Annotated in this window: 14 protein-coding genes; 2 read left to right on the top strand and 12 right to left on the bottom strand. The window is 69.3% G+C overall.

Annotation, left to right across the window (positions count from 1 at the left end; genetic code table 11):
- Positions 1-276 precede the first annotated feature (276 nt).
- The 10 genes from R5H32_RS17015 to ybgC form a co-directional block, all read right to left on the bottom strand.
- Positions 277-1,059 (bottom strand): methyltransferase domain-containing protein, encoded by a 783-nt coding sequence (locus tag R5H32_RS17015; RefSeq protein ID WP_318339892.1) that lies wholly within the window; start codon positions 1,057-1,059, stop codon positions 277-279.
- A gap of 34 nt (positions 1,060-1,093) precedes the next feature.
- Positions 1,094-3,022: an ATP-dependent zinc metalloprotease FtsH gene (gene ftsH, locus R5H32_RS17010; protein WP_318339891.1), complete on the bottom strand. Its 1,929-nt coding sequence runs from the start codon at positions 3,020-3,022 to the stop codon at positions 1,094-1,096.
- An 81-nt stretch (positions 3,023-3,103) separates the two neighbouring features.
- The gene (tilS, locus tag R5H32_RS17005; protein ID WP_318339890.1) at positions 3,104-4,345 is read right to left on the bottom strand and encodes a tRNA lysidine(34) synthetase TilS; all 1,242 of its coding nucleotides are present in this window, start codon (positions 4,343-4,345) and stop codon (positions 3,104-3,106) included.
- Complete coding sequence (ybgF, locus tag R5H32_RS17000) at positions 4,342-4,761, bottom strand: tol-pal system protein YbgF (protein ID WP_412099033.1); 420 nt, start codon at positions 4,759-4,761, stop codon at positions 4,342-4,344. Before ybgF ends, tilS begins: the two co-directional genes overlap by 4 nt.
- 573 nt (positions 4,762-5,334) lie before the next feature.
- Entirely contained in the window at positions 5,335-5,880 is a 546-nt protein-coding gene (gene pal, locus R5H32_RS16990) for a peptidoglycan-associated lipoprotein Pal (protein WP_318339888.1), read from the bottom strand.
- Positions 5,881-5,956: 76 nt separating this feature from the next.
- On the bottom strand, positions 5,957-7,279 hold the full coding sequence (gene tolB, locus R5H32_RS16985; RefSeq protein WP_318339887.1) for a Tol-Pal system beta propeller repeat protein TolB: 1,323 nt from the start codon (positions 7,277-7,279) through the stop codon (positions 5,957-5,959).
- A gap of 47 nt (positions 7,280-7,326) precedes the next feature.
- Positions 7,327-8,529, bottom strand: coding sequence for a hypothetical protein (locus R5H32_RS16980; protein ID WP_318339886.1), 1,203 nt, complete (start codon positions 8,527-8,529; stop codon positions 7,327-7,329).
- A gap of 10 nt (positions 8,530-8,539) precedes the next feature.
- The gene (gene tolR, locus R5H32_RS16975; protein ID WP_318339885.1) at positions 8,540-9,037 is read right to left on the bottom strand and encodes a protein TolR; all 498 of its coding nucleotides are present in this window, start codon (positions 9,035-9,037) and stop codon (positions 8,540-8,542) included.
- A 4-nt stretch (positions 9,038-9,041) separates the two neighbouring features.
- On the bottom strand, positions 9,042-9,737 hold the full coding sequence (gene tolQ, locus R5H32_RS16970; protein WP_318339884.1) for a protein TolQ: 696 nt from the start codon (positions 9,735-9,737) through the stop codon (positions 9,042-9,044).
- Between the two features lie 125 nt (positions 9,738-9,862).
- Positions 9,863-10,264: a tol-pal system-associated acyl-CoA thioesterase gene (gene ybgC, locus R5H32_RS16965; protein WP_318339883.1), complete on the bottom strand. Its 402-nt coding sequence runs from the start codon at positions 10,262-10,264 to the stop codon at positions 9,863-9,865.
- Between the two features lie 188 nt (positions 10,265-10,452).
- On the opposite strand from ybgC, the gene R5H32_RS16960 reads away from it, so the two are divergent.
- Together R5H32_RS16960 and R5H32_RS16955 are read left to right on the top strand one after the other, a co-directional pair.
- Positions 10,453-10,767: a polymer-forming cytoskeletal protein gene (locus R5H32_RS16960; RefSeq protein ID WP_318339882.1), complete on the top strand. Its 315-nt coding sequence runs from the start codon at positions 10,453-10,455 to the stop codon at positions 10,765-10,767.
- Positions 10,768-10,830: 63 nt separating this feature from the next.
- Entirely contained in the window at positions 10,831-11,694 is an 864-nt protein-coding gene (locus tag R5H32_RS16955) for a class I SAM-dependent methyltransferase (RefSeq protein ID WP_318339881.1), read from the top strand.
- 3 nt (positions 11,695-11,697) lie between these two features.
- Here the strand turns inward: R5H32_RS16955 and R5H32_RS16950 are convergent, their stop codons facing one another.
- Complete coding sequence (locus R5H32_RS16950; protein ID WP_318339880.1) at positions 11,698-12,312, bottom strand: hypothetical protein; 615 nt, start codon at positions 12,310-12,312, stop codon at positions 11,698-11,700.
- A gap of 115 nt (positions 12,313-12,427) precedes the next feature.
- Positions 12,428-13,453, bottom strand: a complete 1,026-nt coding sequence (gene ruvB, locus R5H32_RS16945) for a Holliday junction branch migration DNA helicase RuvB (RefSeq protein WP_318339879.1) — start codon at positions 13,451-13,453, stop codon at positions 12,428-12,430.
- Positions 13,454-13,456 lie beyond the last annotated feature (3 nt).

The following is a 13,456-nucleotide window of genomic DNA, read 5'->3' as shown; positions in this document are numbered from 1 at the left end:
CTCCGCCGGGATCCCCAGCTTGTCGCCAATCTCCATGATCGGACGCTTCTTCGCCTCGCGCGCAATCTCAATATCCGTCTTGAACGCCATCTTCTCTGTCTCTCCTTCGGGCCCGGGTCGGGACGTCGCCCCGGCTATAGCGGCGAGGGCCGATACGAAACGGACCGATTGCGACCAATCCTCCGCCGGAATCGCCAGCCGCGCTCCGCGTCTGTTTCTCATCGGAAACTTCGGCATGCAATGGGACACTTTGCGCCGTGGCGCGCCGCGGCCGGCTCAGCGCCTCAGCGTGAAGAAGAGCCGCCGGAACGGAAACAGGACCGAGCCATCGGACTCGACCGGATAGGCGGCAGCGAGCCCCTGGTCGTAACGGCGGATGAAATCCGCGGCCTCGGCGGCGCTCAACGCGTCGAGATAGGGCCGCATCGCCGTCGCCTGCGTGAAGCGGCGGACCGGATGACCTTCCGGTGCTGGGTCGAGTCGCTGAACGTAATCGGTTTCCCACACATCGACCCGGCCGAGTTCCGACAGCATGCGGTGATACTCGACCGGCGGTCCCACCGGCGCCTTCCAGGAGGCGAGATCGAAGCGGTCGGGGAACATCTCGGCGGCGAAGTCGCGCAGGAAGCGGTGCGACGGCGCGCCGTACTGGCGTGGCATCTGCACCGCGAGAACGCCCTTCGGCGCGAGGCAGGCCGCGAGCCGCGGCATGAGCACGTCGTGATCGGGCAACCAGTGCAGCGCGGCGTTGGAGAAGATGAGCGCCGGCGGCGTCTCCGGGGTCCACACCGCCGCGTCGGCCTCGATCAGCCGGTCGTAGCAGCCCGCGCCCCGTGCCGCCTTCAGCATCGCCGGCGAGGCGTCGACACCGTGGATCCGCCGGCGGTCGCCGAAGCGCGCGGCCAGCGCCGCGCCGGCGGCACCGCTGCCGCAGCCGAGGTCGACGATGTCGCCCGCAGGGAGGTCGCCGACCCGCGCCAGAAGGTCGAGCGCGGGTCTCAGGCGCAGGTCACCGAACTGCGCGTAGGCTTCGGGATTCCAGTCGCTGCGCCCTGGCATGGTGGCCTCCCTCGCGCGCGCCCCTCCCGCCGCCTCAGGCCGAGGGTTCCGGCTCCAGCCCGCCTTTCGGCTCCTTCGGCTTCTTCGTCTTCGGAATCGCCGTCAGGGACGGCACCGCGCTGCCCTTGTCGGAACTGTCATCCTCGTCGTCGCCGGTCTTCGGCGCATCGCCGCGGATCACCCGCATCATGTCCTCGCCGGTGAGCGTCTCGTATTCCAGAAGCCCCTGGGCGAGGTTTTCCATCTCCTGCCAGTTGTCCTTGAGGATCGTCTTGGCGCGATCATAGGCCTCGTCAACCAGCCGCCGCACCTCCTGGTCGATTATCTCGCGGCTCTCCTCGGAGGCGTTGAAATGCGACTGCGACCCGAGGAAGCTTTCCTGGGTCGAGGTGTAGTTGATGTTGCCGAGCTTGTCCGACATGCCCCACTGGCTGACCATCGCGGTGGCGAGGTTGGTGACATGCTGGATGTCCGAATAGGCGCCGTTGGTGACGTTCTCGGGGCCGAAAACCAGCTCCTCCGCCGCCTTGCCGCCCATCGCCGAGGCGAGCTTCGACAGGGCCGCCTCGCGCGTCAGCGAGAGCTTGTCACGCTCGGGCAGGTAGAAGGTGACGCCAAGCGCACGGCCGCGCGGAATGATCGTGACCTTGTGGACCGGGTCGTGCTGCGGAACATGGATGCCGACGATCGCGTGGCCGGCCTCGTGATAGGCGGTCAGCTTCTTCTCGTCCTCGGTCATGACCATGGAGCGCCGCTCGGGGCCCATCATCACCTTGTCCTTGGCCTTCTCGAAATCCTCGAGCGAGACGAATCGCTTGCCCACACGCGCGGCCAGAAGCGCGGCCTCGTTCACGAGGTTGGCGAGATCGGCGCCGGAAAAACCGGGCGTGCCGCGGGCGATGATGCGCAGATCGACATCGGGAGCGAGCGGCACCTTGCGGGCATGGACGCCGAGGATCTTCTCGCGGCCCTTGATGTCCGGGTTCGGCACCTGCACCTGGCGGTCGAAGCGGCCCGGGCGCAGCAGCGCCGGGTCGAGCACGTCGGGCCGGTTGGTCGCGGCGACGATGATGATGCCCTCGTTGGCCTCGAACCCGTCCATCTCGACCAGGAGTTGGTTCAATGTCTGCTCGCGCTCGTCGTTGCCGCCGCCGTAGCCGACACCGCGCGAACGGCCCACCGCGTCGATCTCGTCGATGAAGACGATGCAGGGCGCGTTCTTCTTGGCCTGTTCGAACATGTCACGGACACGGCTCGCACCGACGCCCACGAACATCTCGACGAAGTCGGAGCCCGAAATGGTGAAGAACGGCACGCCCGCCTCGCCGGCTATGGCGCGGGCCAGAAGCGTCTTGCCGGTGCCCGGAGGACCGACGAGCAGCGCGCCCTTCGGGATCTTGCCGCCGAGACGCGAGAACTTTTGCGGGTTGCGCAGGAACTCGACGATCTCCTCGAGCTCCTCCTTGGCCTCGTCGATGCCGGCGACATCGTCGAAGGTCACCCGGCCGTGCTTTTCGGTCAGGAGCTTGGCGCGCGACTTTCCAAAGCCCATGGCGCCGCCGCGCCCGCCGCCCTGCATCCGGTTCATGAAGAAGATCCAGATGCCGATGAGCACGAGGAACGGCAGCCAGAGCGACAGGACCGAGAAGAAGCCCGATTGCTGCTGGCGCTCGGCCTTAACGCTGACGCCCTTGGCGATCAGATTGTCGATCAGGGTCTCGTTGAGAACCTCGCCCTCGGGCTTGATGGTCACCCAGTTCTGGCCGTCGCGGGTCTGCACCTGCACCTGCTCGCCGTCGATGACGACGGCGCCGACCTCGCCGGAATCGACCTTCTGGATGAAGTCCGAATAGCTCAGCGTGCGCGAGTTCATCGTGGTCTGGCCGTTGCCGAACAGATTGAACAGCGCCAGGATCAACAAAAACAACACGACCCAGAAGGCGATGTTTCTCGCGTTACCCAAGGGGAAGTCCTCCAAACGAATTCCAGCCGCGACGGCGGGCGGCGCGGGCTTGCTTCTAAAATAGAGATATGCGGGCCGGGTTCAATGCGCGATGAGGAAAGAGCGGAAGCTTGTGACGATTTCCGCCGTCCAGCCCTCCGCGCGGCCGGCGAGCGGCGCGGCAACCAGCGCCTCGCCGCGCCAGATCGCCGGCGTGACCAAGAGCGCCGCGCGCGAATGCCCGGTTTCACGCCAATTCGGGCATTGAGCAAGCCCTTCGGCGCCAAGCGCCCGCACCGTCAGGCCGGAATCGTGCGGCCCCCGCACGCGCCAGCGGCCATCCCAGAGCACATCGGGTCCCGACTCGAGACCGGCGACCGCCCTCGGTTCGCGGGAAATGGCGATCTCGTCCTCGGTGACGCGGATGCTGCACCCGAGGAGCGTTGCCGCTTTCAGGTCGCGAATCACGCAGAGAACGCGGTCGACCGCTTCTGACCGGGGCGGATAGTCGGCCCGCGCCACCCAAAGCAGCGCGCCGACCAGCAGACGCCGCGCGACCTCGGGGGGAAGGTCGCGAAGGAAAACCTCGCGGGGGATGCGAACGGCGCCCGCCGTGGTTCGCACATGGTCCGCTGCCGCTGCGGCCGTGACCTGCACCAGCGCCGCCCGTGCCTGCCCCAGCCGCTCGGCAACCATGCAAAGGGTGTCGGCGGTGATCCCGAGCGGCGCCAGCGCCTCGAGAACGCGGCGCGCCTTCACGCGGGTGAAGCGGTCGTCGCGATTCGACGGGTCCTCGACCCAGGAGGCGCCGCGCGCGGCAAGGATATCGCGCAGGTCCCGGCGCGACGCGGCAAGGAGCGGCCGCGTCCAGCGGATGCCGCCCTCGGTCCAAGCGCCGCGCATGCCGGAAAGCCCGTCGACCCCGGCCTTGCGCGCCAGTTCCATCAGGAAGGTCTCGGCCTGATCGTCGGCCGTATGGCCAAGAGCGACATGTGAAAGCCCCCGCCCCCGCGCCCAGTCGCCTATGAGCCGGTAGCGCGCGCGCCGCGCCTGATCCTGCAAGTTGCCGTCGATGTCGCCGTGATCCCAGACCAGCGTGTCGTGCGGGACGCCGAGCCCCGCGCAGATCCCTGCCACGAACCGCGCCTCCTCAGCGGCCTCGGGCCTCAGCCGGTGGTCGACCGTCACCGCCGCGATCTCCGACCCGCCCTCGCGCGCCCAGTCCGCCGCGAGATGGAGAAGCGCCATCGAATCGCCGCCCCCGGAAACGGCGACGCCGAGCCCGTCTGGCGGGCCCGGCGTGAATGCCTTTTCAAGGATGTGCTGGAGTTCGCCCGCCGTCACTGGCAGCCGAGCGCCTGCATCGCGGTCGTCGCCTCGACCGCCTCGGGCGCGGTCGGGAAGCGCACGCCGACCTCGCCAAGCGTCACGCAGGCCTCCTGGGTCTGGCCCAGAAGCCCCAGAGAGGCGCCGAGCTTCAGGAGTGCTGCCGGGGCACGCGGCCCGTCGGGCTGGCCGGAGAAGGCCTGCAGATAGGCCCGCGCCGCGTTCGACGTGTCGCCCGCCTGGCGCAGCGCCTCGCCGCGCAGGTAGTGCGCCTCGCCGGTCAGGGGGCCGCCCGTATAGGCTTCGGTAAAGGCCGCAAACTGGTTGGCGGCGCCTTGAAAGTCACCGGAATCGAGCGCCGCCTTCGCCCGATCGAAATCCGCCTGTTCGCTGACCGCAAGTTCCGCGGAACCGCCGGTGCCCGGAACGGGCAGCGGGGTGACGGGCGTGGCCGGGGCTGCCGCGACGGCGCCGGCGGGCGCGCCTCCGAGGCTCTGCGTGATGGGCAGGTTNCCTGTTCGCTGACCGCAAGTTCCGCGGAACCGCCGGTGCCCGGAACGGGCAGCGGGGTGACGGGCGTGGCCGGGGCTGCCGCGACGGCGCCGGCGGGCGCGCCTCCGAGGCTCTGCGTGATGGGCAGGTTGGCCGGGTCACAGCCCTCCTCGAGCTCGCAGATGCGGAACTCGAGGTCGCCGATCCGGTTCGAACCGTCGGCGACCACGCGGTTGACCTGGTTCTGCAAGGCTTCGGTCTGGGAGGTGAGCCGCGACAGCTCCGCCTCCATCGCGTTCATCCGGTCGAGCGCCGAGGCGCCGCCCGCGGCCTGCATCGCGGCGGCGCCGCCCGAGACGAGCTCGCCCCGGAGCGCCTGGATCTGCCCCGCGAGCGTCGAGAGCTCGGCCCGGATGTCGGCCAGCGTCTGCGCCCGGTCCTGGGCAAAGGCGGGGGCGGCAAGAACCGCCGCCGCCGCCAAGGAAGTCAGGATCGACCGGATCATGCGCAACGCCTCAGACGCCCGCGCCGGCGCCGATCACCGTGACGGCGCGGCGGTTCTGCGAATAGCAGGCCTCGTCCGAGCAGACGGCGAGCGGGCGTTCCTTGCCGTAGGACACGGTCTGGAGCCGGTTGGCCGCGACGCCCTGCGCGATCAGGTACTGCTGCACCGCCGAGGCGCGGCGCGCGCCGAGTGCCAGGTTGTATTCGCGCGTGCCCTGCTCGTCGGCATGGCCCTCGACGATGGCGGTCGCGGTCGGGTGCTGGTTCAGCCACGCCGCCTGGCTCGCGAGCGTTGCCTGCGCCTCCGCCGTCAGCGTCGACTGGTCGACGGCGAAGAGCACCCGGTCGCCGATCCGCTGCTGGAAATAGGCCAGCGAGTTCGGGTCGTTCGGGTCACCGAGGCCGCCCGCGGTGATGCCGCCCGCGCCGTAGCCGCCGGCACCGCCCGCGCCACCCACGCCACCAGCGCCGCTGCCGGCACCATAGCGGTCGGGATTGTTACAGGCCGACAGCGCCAGCGCGCCAACGAGGAGAAGGAGGGAGGAGACTTTGTACATCGGGTTTACCGCCTTTGTTCTTGGCTCGATGGCCGCTACCATAACACTGTGTCTTGACCTTGGGAATCCGCCGTTCTCACGGCAGGAGAGGCGACCACGCCGGATCCGAGGCGGCGCCTTCCATCGGCACCTTGCGCAGGTTCCGCCCCGAGATGTCCACCGAATAAAGCTGCGCCGCGCCGCCCGCGCCCGAGGTCTCGCGGGTGAACATGATCACCCGTCCGTTGGGCGCCCAGGTCGGGCCCTCGTCGAGGAACGAGGCCGTGAGAAGCCGCTCCTCGCTGCCGTCGGTCCGCATCACGCCGATGTGGAACCGCCCGGCATTCTGCTTGGTGAAGGCCACGAGATCGCCGCGCGGGCTCCAGACCGGGGTGCCGTAGCGGCCCTCGCCGAAGCTGATCCGCGTCGGTTCGCCGCCGCTCGCCGGCATGACGTAGAGCTGCTGGTTCCCCGACCGGTCGCTTTCGAAGACGATCTGGCTGCCGTCGGGCGAGAACGAGGGCGCCGTCTCGATCGAGGGCGCGTTCGTGAGCTGGCTGACCTGGCCCGAGGAGAGCTGCATCGAATAGAGGTCGGTATTGCCGCCCTGTTCTAGCGAGAAGACCACGGTTCCGCCGTCCGGAGAGAAGCGCGGCGCGAAGGTCATGTTGCCGGAAAGCTCGGCGAGCGCCCGCGAGGAGACGGTGGCGATGTCCATCAGCTTGATGCGCGGGAAGCCGGTCTCGAACGAGGTGTAGAGGATGCGGTCGCCGGCGGGCGAGAAGCGCGGCGCGAGCACGATGGTGGACGAGTCCGTCAGGTACTGCACGTTGGCGCCGTCGTAATCCATGATCGCCAGCCGCTTCAGCCGCTGGTCCTTCGGACCACTTTCCGAGACATAGACGACGCGGCTGTCGAAATAGGCGCTTTCGCCTGTGATGCGGGCGTAGATCTGGTCCGCGACCTTGTGGGCGATGCGCCGCCAGTCGCCTTGCCCGCCGCCGAACTGCAACCCGTCGCCGAGCGGCGCGTCGGAGAAGACGTCGTAGAGCCGGAACTTGACGTTGATGCGCCCGTCCGAGGTCGCCGCGACCGCGCCGGTGACCAGCGCCTGGGCGTTGATCGCCTTCCAGTCCGCATAGGAGACCGGCGCGTCGAAGCTCGTGACCTGGCTGATGAAGGCCGAAGAGGGGATCTCGCGGAAGAGCCCGGTGCCGGCGAGGTCCGCCACGATCACCTGGGTCATCGCCGCCGCGACCTCGGCCGCGCCGGGGTTCTCGGCCACGAAGTTCGGCGCCGCGAAGGGCAAGGGCTCGATCATGCCCTCGTCGATGACGATCCTGAGCGGTTCGGCCGCCACCATCGGCGCGGCGATGCCGGCGAATGCGAGAGAGACGCAGAGGGTCCGGATGAAGGTCATGGCTTTCCCTTTTGCTAGGGGCGGATTCATGGTGTCGCGGCGCGGGGTCACTTCATCCTCATCTTTTCGGGATTGAAGACGATCTCGACCTCTTGCCACTGTTCGTATTTCTCGGCCGGCAACGGAAAGCCGTTCTGGCCGCAACGGATGATAGCGCGCCGGCCGGCCTCGTAGGCCTGCTGCGCGGAGGCCTCGGTGCCGCCCTCGAAACCGATCATGCGGATCGAACCGGTGACGGGCTTTCCCGACTGCTCCATGGTGACGCCGACAGTGACGACGGTGCGCAGCGCATCCGTCGAGAGCGCGCCGACGTTCCAGCACTGCTTCACCGCGATCACCAGCGCGTCCTTCTCGCCCCCGGTCATGGGCGGGCCGGAGGGCGCGGTGCCGGTGCCCGGCGCCGGTTCCTCGGACGCCTCGCCCGCCAGCGCCTCGGCCAGCGCGTCGGCGACGGCGTCCTGCGCGGGGGCCTCGGGTTCGGGAGCCTCGGCCGCAGCGGTTTCGGTCGGGGCCGGCTCGGGCTCGGGCGCGGGTTCGCCTGCCGGCTCCGGTTCCGGTGCGGGTGCCGGTTTCTCCGGCTTGGTGCGGGGCCGGACGGAGGACGCCGGCGCGGCCGAGGCGAGCTCGGTCTGGTCCTTGTTGGCCTCGGTCTCCAGCACCTCGCCGGCTTCCGGCGGGGCGGCGGCTTCGACCGGCTCCTCGGGGACGGCCTCCTCGGCGGGCTCGGGCGAGGTTTCCGCCACCGCCTCGGGGGCGGTGTCGATATTCTCTGCCGGCGCCTCGGTCGGGTCGGGCGCGACGCGCGGGGCGGCCTTGGGATCGGGCTGGATCTCGGAAAGCTGGGTTTCCGCCGGGATCTCGGTCGGCGGCGCGGGCGGCGTCGGCGGCGTGTCCTCGACCACCGTCTCGGGCGGCGTGATCTCGGTGACGTCCGGCGCCGGATCGGGCTCCGGCTGCGGTTCGGGCTCGGGCTCCGGCTGCGGCTCGGGCTTCGGCTCGGGCTTCGGCGGCGGCGGGGTCGCCTCGGCGGGCTCGGGCAGCGAGGGCTGCGGCGGCGCCTCGGTCGCGGCTGTCGGCGCGGCGGCCTGCAATGCGGCGAACTCGGCAGAGGACATCAGCGTCACTTCCGAGGTCTGCACCGGCGGCGGCAGATCGTGGGAAAAGAAGATGCCGCCCAGGATGAGCCAGAGGATCGCGCCGAGATGCGCGCCCCCCGAGACGATCATGCCTGTGCGTTCGGACCTCTCCATGGGCGGTGCCCTAGTTCCCCGCCTGCCCGGCCGCGCCCTGGCCGTCGAAGCTCGGCCCCCCGGCATCGGTGACCAGCACGATGTTGGCGAAGCCGCCCGAGTTCAGCGCGCCCATGACCTGCACGACCCGCTCGTAGGGGATCTTGCCGTCGGCGCGCAGATAGAGCTTGTCGTCGGTCCGCTCGGCCGAGATCGCCTGGAGCTTGCCGATGAGCTGGTCCTCGGCGATCGGCTCGTTCTGGATCGAGATCGTGCCGTCGTCCTGGACCGAGATCGTCAGCGGCTCCTCCTGCTCGGTCGCCACCGCCTGCGCGGCGGTCTTCGGCAGTTCCAAGGGCACGCCCACGGTCAGAAGGGGCGCCGCGACCATGAAGATGATCAGAAGCACCAGCATCACGTCCACGAAGGGCGTGACGTTGATCTCGCTCATGACACCGGCCTTGCCGCGCCCGCCGCGGCGGCGATGCCTGCCGCCGCCACCGCCCGATTTCATCACCCCCGCACCCATCGGATCAGCCGTCCAGCTGGCGCGAGAGGATCGTGGCGAATTCGTCGGCGAAGGCCTCGTAGCCCGAGATGATCCGGTCGCTGTCGGTCGAGAGCTTGTTGTAGAAGATCACCGCCGGGATCGCCGCGACGAGGCCGAGCGCGGTGGCGACGAGCGCCTCCGCGATCCCCGGCGCGACGACCGCGAGCGAGGTGTTCTGGCTGATCGCGATCTGCTCGAAGGCGACCTTGATGCCCCAGACGGTACCGAAGAGCCCGACGAAGGGCGCGGTGGAGCCGACCGTGGCGAGGAACGGCAGGCCGCGCGTCAGGCTTTCCGTCGCTTTGACGATGGCGACGTCCATCGACCGGTCGATCCGCGCCTGCGCGCCGGCAATCAGCTCGCCGTCCTGGCGGTGCGACCGGCGCCATTCGACCATGCCGGAGGCGAAGATCTTCTCGGACGCCCCGTCGGGCTGCGAACCGATCTTCTCGAAGAGCTCGTCGAGGGGCTCGCCCGACCAGAAGGCACGGTCGAAAACCGCCGCCTCCTGCCGAGCCTGGCGGAAGGAGATGAACTTCTGCACGATGATCGACCACGACCAGAAGCTGGCCACGGTCAACATGATCATCACCAGCTGAACGATGAAGGAGGCGCGCCAGAACAGCGCAAGCAAGGAGAAGTCCATCTCCTGCGCGAGGGCAAGGGTTTCGGTTTCCATGGGTCTCTGCTCGCCGGTTGGGCCACGTTTTCGCGGCTCTCTTACACTTGATTCTATCCGGGTTTTAGAGGGAATGCCAACACAACCGCGTCAGACCGTGCCGCAATCGCGCACTCCGGCCCGCTTCAGTGCAGCGCGACCCCGAGCAGGCGGCGGATTTCCGCCGGAAACCGCGCGGGCTGGCCGGTCTCGGTCAGGCACACGAGCGTCACAACGGCATGAAACAACCGCTCCGCCCCGCGCTGGACCACCTGTTCCAGCATGAGCCGCGCGCCGGTCGCGCCCTGCATCCGAGTGGTCACGACCAGTTCGTCGTCAAAGGTCGCCGGGCGCAGGTAATCCGCCTCGATCCGGCGCACCGCGAAGACGATCCCCGTCTCGTCGCGAAGCCGGCCTTGGTCGATGCCGAGCCCGCGCACCCATTCGGTGCGGGCGCGCTCGATGAACTTCAGGTAGTTGGCGTAGTAGACGATGCCGGCGAGGTCGGTGTCCTCGTAATAGACGCGGATCGGGAATTCGTGGCTCATCGTCGGGGCCCCGTGGCGGCGGAATGCCTTCGACCTAGCGCGGGCGCGTGTCATCCGCAAGACACTCCGATCCGCGCCTTCCCGCCCATTTTGCGATCGCGACTTGGCAGGACCGCGCCGTTTCTGTAGCCAAGGCCGGGGGCCAGAGGCAGCGTTCGGCCCTTCGTCGGCGCAATGGGGGGAACCAAATGACGCGATCGGTTATCGAGGAAGACCTCATCATCGAGGGCAACGTCGCCTCGAAAGAGGGCGATGTCGAGGTCAAGGGCCGCGTCTCGGGCGACATCGCCTCGCGCTCGGTCGAGATCCATGTCGGCGGCGAGGTCAAGGGCTCGATCTCAGCTGAAACCGTGCGGATCCAGGGCAAGCAGTCGGGCAGCATCAACTGCACCGAACTGTCGCTCGACCAGCACGCCGAGGTGAAGGCCGACGTGACGGCCCAGACGCTGATCTCGGAAAAGGGCGCCCGGCTCGTCGGCAAGGTGCAGATCACCGGCGGCTGATCCGCTCCGCGCGGATTGCCCGATCTTGGGCCCCGTGGTGTAATGGCCGCGGGAGGATGTCCGATGCAGGATACCGATCCGGCGGCCGGCGCAAATGCCGGCCAGGCCGAGTTCTGGAACGCGGCTCCGGGCCAGAAGTGGGCGCGCTACCGCGACAGGCTCGACGCACTATTCACGGAGATCACCGAGACTCTGCTCGCACGGGCTGAGGTCGCGCCGGGCGAGTCGGTGCTCGACATCGGCTGCGGCGCCGGCGCCACGACGCTGGCCGCCGCCGACCGAGCGGGCCCGTCCGGCCGGGTGGAGGGCGTCGACATCTCCGAGACGCTCCTTGCCGAGGCGCGGGCCCGCGCGACCGGGCGCGGCACCGTCAGCTTCCGCCTCGCCGACGTCCAGACCCACGCCTTCCCGGCCGGGGCCTTCGACCTCGCCCTGTCGCGCTTCGGCTGCATGTTCTTCGCCGACCCGGCGGCGGCCCATGCCAATATCGGCCGCGCCCTGCGCCGCGGCGGACGGGCGGTGCTGATGAGCTGGGACGCGGCCGAACGCAATCCCTGGAGCCACCTGCCGCGCGCAGCCGCCGTCGCCCGGCTCGGTCCGGTGCCGGTCGACGGCCCGCGCGTCCCCGGCCAGTTCGCCTTCGCCGAGATCGGCTATGTCGAGGACATCCTCGCCTCCGCCGGCTTCACCGGGATCACCGGCGAGACGCTCGACACCCATCTCCGGGCCGGCGCCACGGCGACCGAGGCCGCCGAACTCGCCACAGTGATCGGACCGGTGTCACGGATCATGGCGGAGCATGGCGGCACAGAGGACGACCGGCTCGCGATAGCAGCCGAGCTCGAGCGCGCCCTCGCCCCCTTCGCCGGACCGAAGGGCGTGCGCGTTCCGGCGCGGGTCAACCTCTTCACCGCGAGATGGCCCTGAGCCTCATCCGATCCGCGCCGCGAGCCGCAGCGCATGGCTCGGGTCGCGCGCCACCTCGGGCATGGCCGGATCGTAGGCCGCGCGGATCACGGCACCGATTTCGGGGCCGAGAAACACCGTCCCGCCGGCCTGCGCCAGCGGCGAGCGGTCACGGAAGGCCCTGTCCGACCAGAGCAGAATCACCTGCGCCGCAAGCGAAAGCGCCAGCGTCTCGGCGGGCATCTGCGACAGCGCGTCATCCATGCGCAGAAAGGCGATGCAGGCACGGATCGCGCCGCCTTCCTCGAAACGGAAATGCCGGTACTGGTTCGCCCCCTCCGCCTCGAGCCGCGCCACGAGCGGCCCGAGCCCCTCGACCAGCCGGTCGAGATCGGGCAGGTCGAGAAGTTCCCGCCACTCGCGGAAGAAGAAGATCATCAGGTTGGCACCCTGCTCGGGATCGGTCTCGGCCATCCGGTGGCCGGCGAGCGTCACGACCGCCTCGACCGCACCCTTGACCGTGGCGAGCGTGGCGTCATCGACACCGAAGACCACCGGAACGATCGGCCGGCCCCAGCGGGCGAAAATATACTCGCCCGATGCGCGGGTGAAGAGCTGCTCGATATCCTCTGCCCGCATGCCTTCACCTTCATCTTGCCGGAAATATCCCCGCCGGAGGCTTAGAATCTTTGCGCCACAGGCTCAAGCCGCATCCTCCGCCCAACAGTGCGCGCAAGCGAACCGGGGTGGCGGTTCACTTGCCGAAAAGCTCGCCCTGACCCGGCGCTTTCGGCGCGGCCAGGCCGAGATGCGCCCAGGCCTTCGCGGTCAGCATCCGGCCGCGCGGGGTGCGCTGGATCAGCCCCTGCTGCAGCAGAAAGGGCTCGATCACCTCCTCGATCGCGTCGCGGCTTTCGCTGAGCGCCGCCGAGATCGTCTCGACCCCGACCGGGCCGCCGCCGTAATTCTCGGCGATGAGCCCCAGATAGCGCCGGTCCGCCCCGTCGAGCCCGACATGATCGACCCCGAGCCGGGTCAGCGCGCCGTCGGCGATCTCCCGCGTGAGCCGTCCGTCGCCCTCGACGAGCGCGAAATCGACGACCCGGCGCAGGAGCCGCCCGGCGATCCGCGGCGTGCCGCGCGCGCGTTTCGCGATCTCGCGCGTGCCCTCCGGCTCGCTGTCGACGCCCATCAGGCGCGCCCCCCGCGAGACGATGTGGTCAAGCTCGTCGACCGTGTAGAACTGGAGCCGCGTCGGGATGCCGAAGCGATCCCTCAAAGGCGTCGTCAGCAGCCCAAGCCGGGTCGTGGCGCCGACGAGCGTGAAGGGCTGAAGCTCGATCCGGACCGTCCGCGCCGCCGGCCCCTCGCCGATCACGAGATCCAGCTCGAAATCCTCCATCGCCGGATAGAGCACCTCCTCGACGACCGGGTTGAGGCGGTGGATCTCGTCGATGAAGAGGACGTCGCGCGCCTCGAGATTGGTGAGGATCGCGGCGAGGTCGCCGGCGCGTGCGAGAACCGGGCCCGAGGTCATGCGGAAGTTGACACCGAGCTCCTTGGCCATGATCTGCGCGAGCGTCGTCTTGCCGAGGCCGGGGGGGCCGTGGAAGAGCGTGTGGTCCATCGCCTCGCCGCGCATTCGGGCGCTTTCGATGAAGACGCGCAGGTTGGCCCGCGCCTCGGCCTGGCCGACGAACTCGGTCAGCGCCTGCGGCCGCATCGCGCGGTCGGCATCCCCGGGCTGGGGCGCGGCACGGAGCGTGGGATCGGGGTCCATGAG

This window comes from Defluviimonas sp. D31, assembly GCF_033436765.1.
In the GTDB taxonomy this organism is placed as follows: Bacteria; Pseudomonadota; Alphaproteobacteria; order Rhodobacterales; family Rhodobacteraceae; genus Albidovulum.
This window is presented reverse-complemented; position numbering and strand designations above follow the sequence as displayed.

Bases quoted from the DNA above. Each gene is read 5' to 3' on its own strand.
- R5H32_RS17015 (WP_318339892.1), bottom strand. From the start codon at position 1,059: ATGCCAGGGCGCAGCGACTGGAATCCCGAAGCCTACGCGCAGTTCGGT.
- pal (WP_318339888.1), bottom strand. From the start codon at position 5,880: ATGTACAAAGTCTCCTCCCTCCTTCTCCTCGTTGGCGCGCTGGCGCTG.
- tolB (WP_318339887.1), bottom strand. From the start codon at position 7,279: ATGACCTTCATCCGGACCCTCTGCGTCTCTCTCGCATTCGCCGGCATC.
- R5H32_RS16980 (WP_318339886.1), bottom strand. From the start codon at position 8,529: ATGGAGAGGTCCGAACGCACAGGCATGATCGTCTCGGGGGGCGCGCAT.
- tolR (WP_318339885.1), bottom strand. From the start codon at position 9,037: ATGGGTGCGGGGGTGATGAAATCGGGCGGTGGCGGCGGCAGGCATCGC.
- tolQ (WP_318339884.1), bottom strand. From the start codon at position 9,737: ATGGAAACCGAAACCCTTGCCCTCGCGCAGGAGATGGACTTCTCCTTG.
- ybgC (WP_318339883.1), bottom strand. From the start codon at position 10,264: ATGAGCCACGAATTCCCGATCCGCGTCTATTACGAGGACACCGACCTC.
- R5H32_RS16960 (WP_318339882.1), top strand. From the start codon at position 10,453: ATGACGCGATCGGTTATCGAGGAAGACCTCATCATCGAGGGCAACGTC.
- R5H32_RS16955 (WP_318339881.1), top strand. From the start codon at position 10,831: ATGCAGGATACCGATCCGGCGGCCGGCGCAAATGCCGGCCAGGCCGAG.
- R5H32_RS16950 (WP_318339880.1), bottom strand. From the start codon at position 12,312: ATGCGGGCAGAGGATATCGAGCAGCTCTTCACCCGCGCATCGGGCGAG.
- ruvB (WP_318339879.1), bottom strand. From the start codon at position 13,453: ATGGACCCCGATCCCACGCTCCGTGCCGCGCCCCAGCCCGGGGATGCC.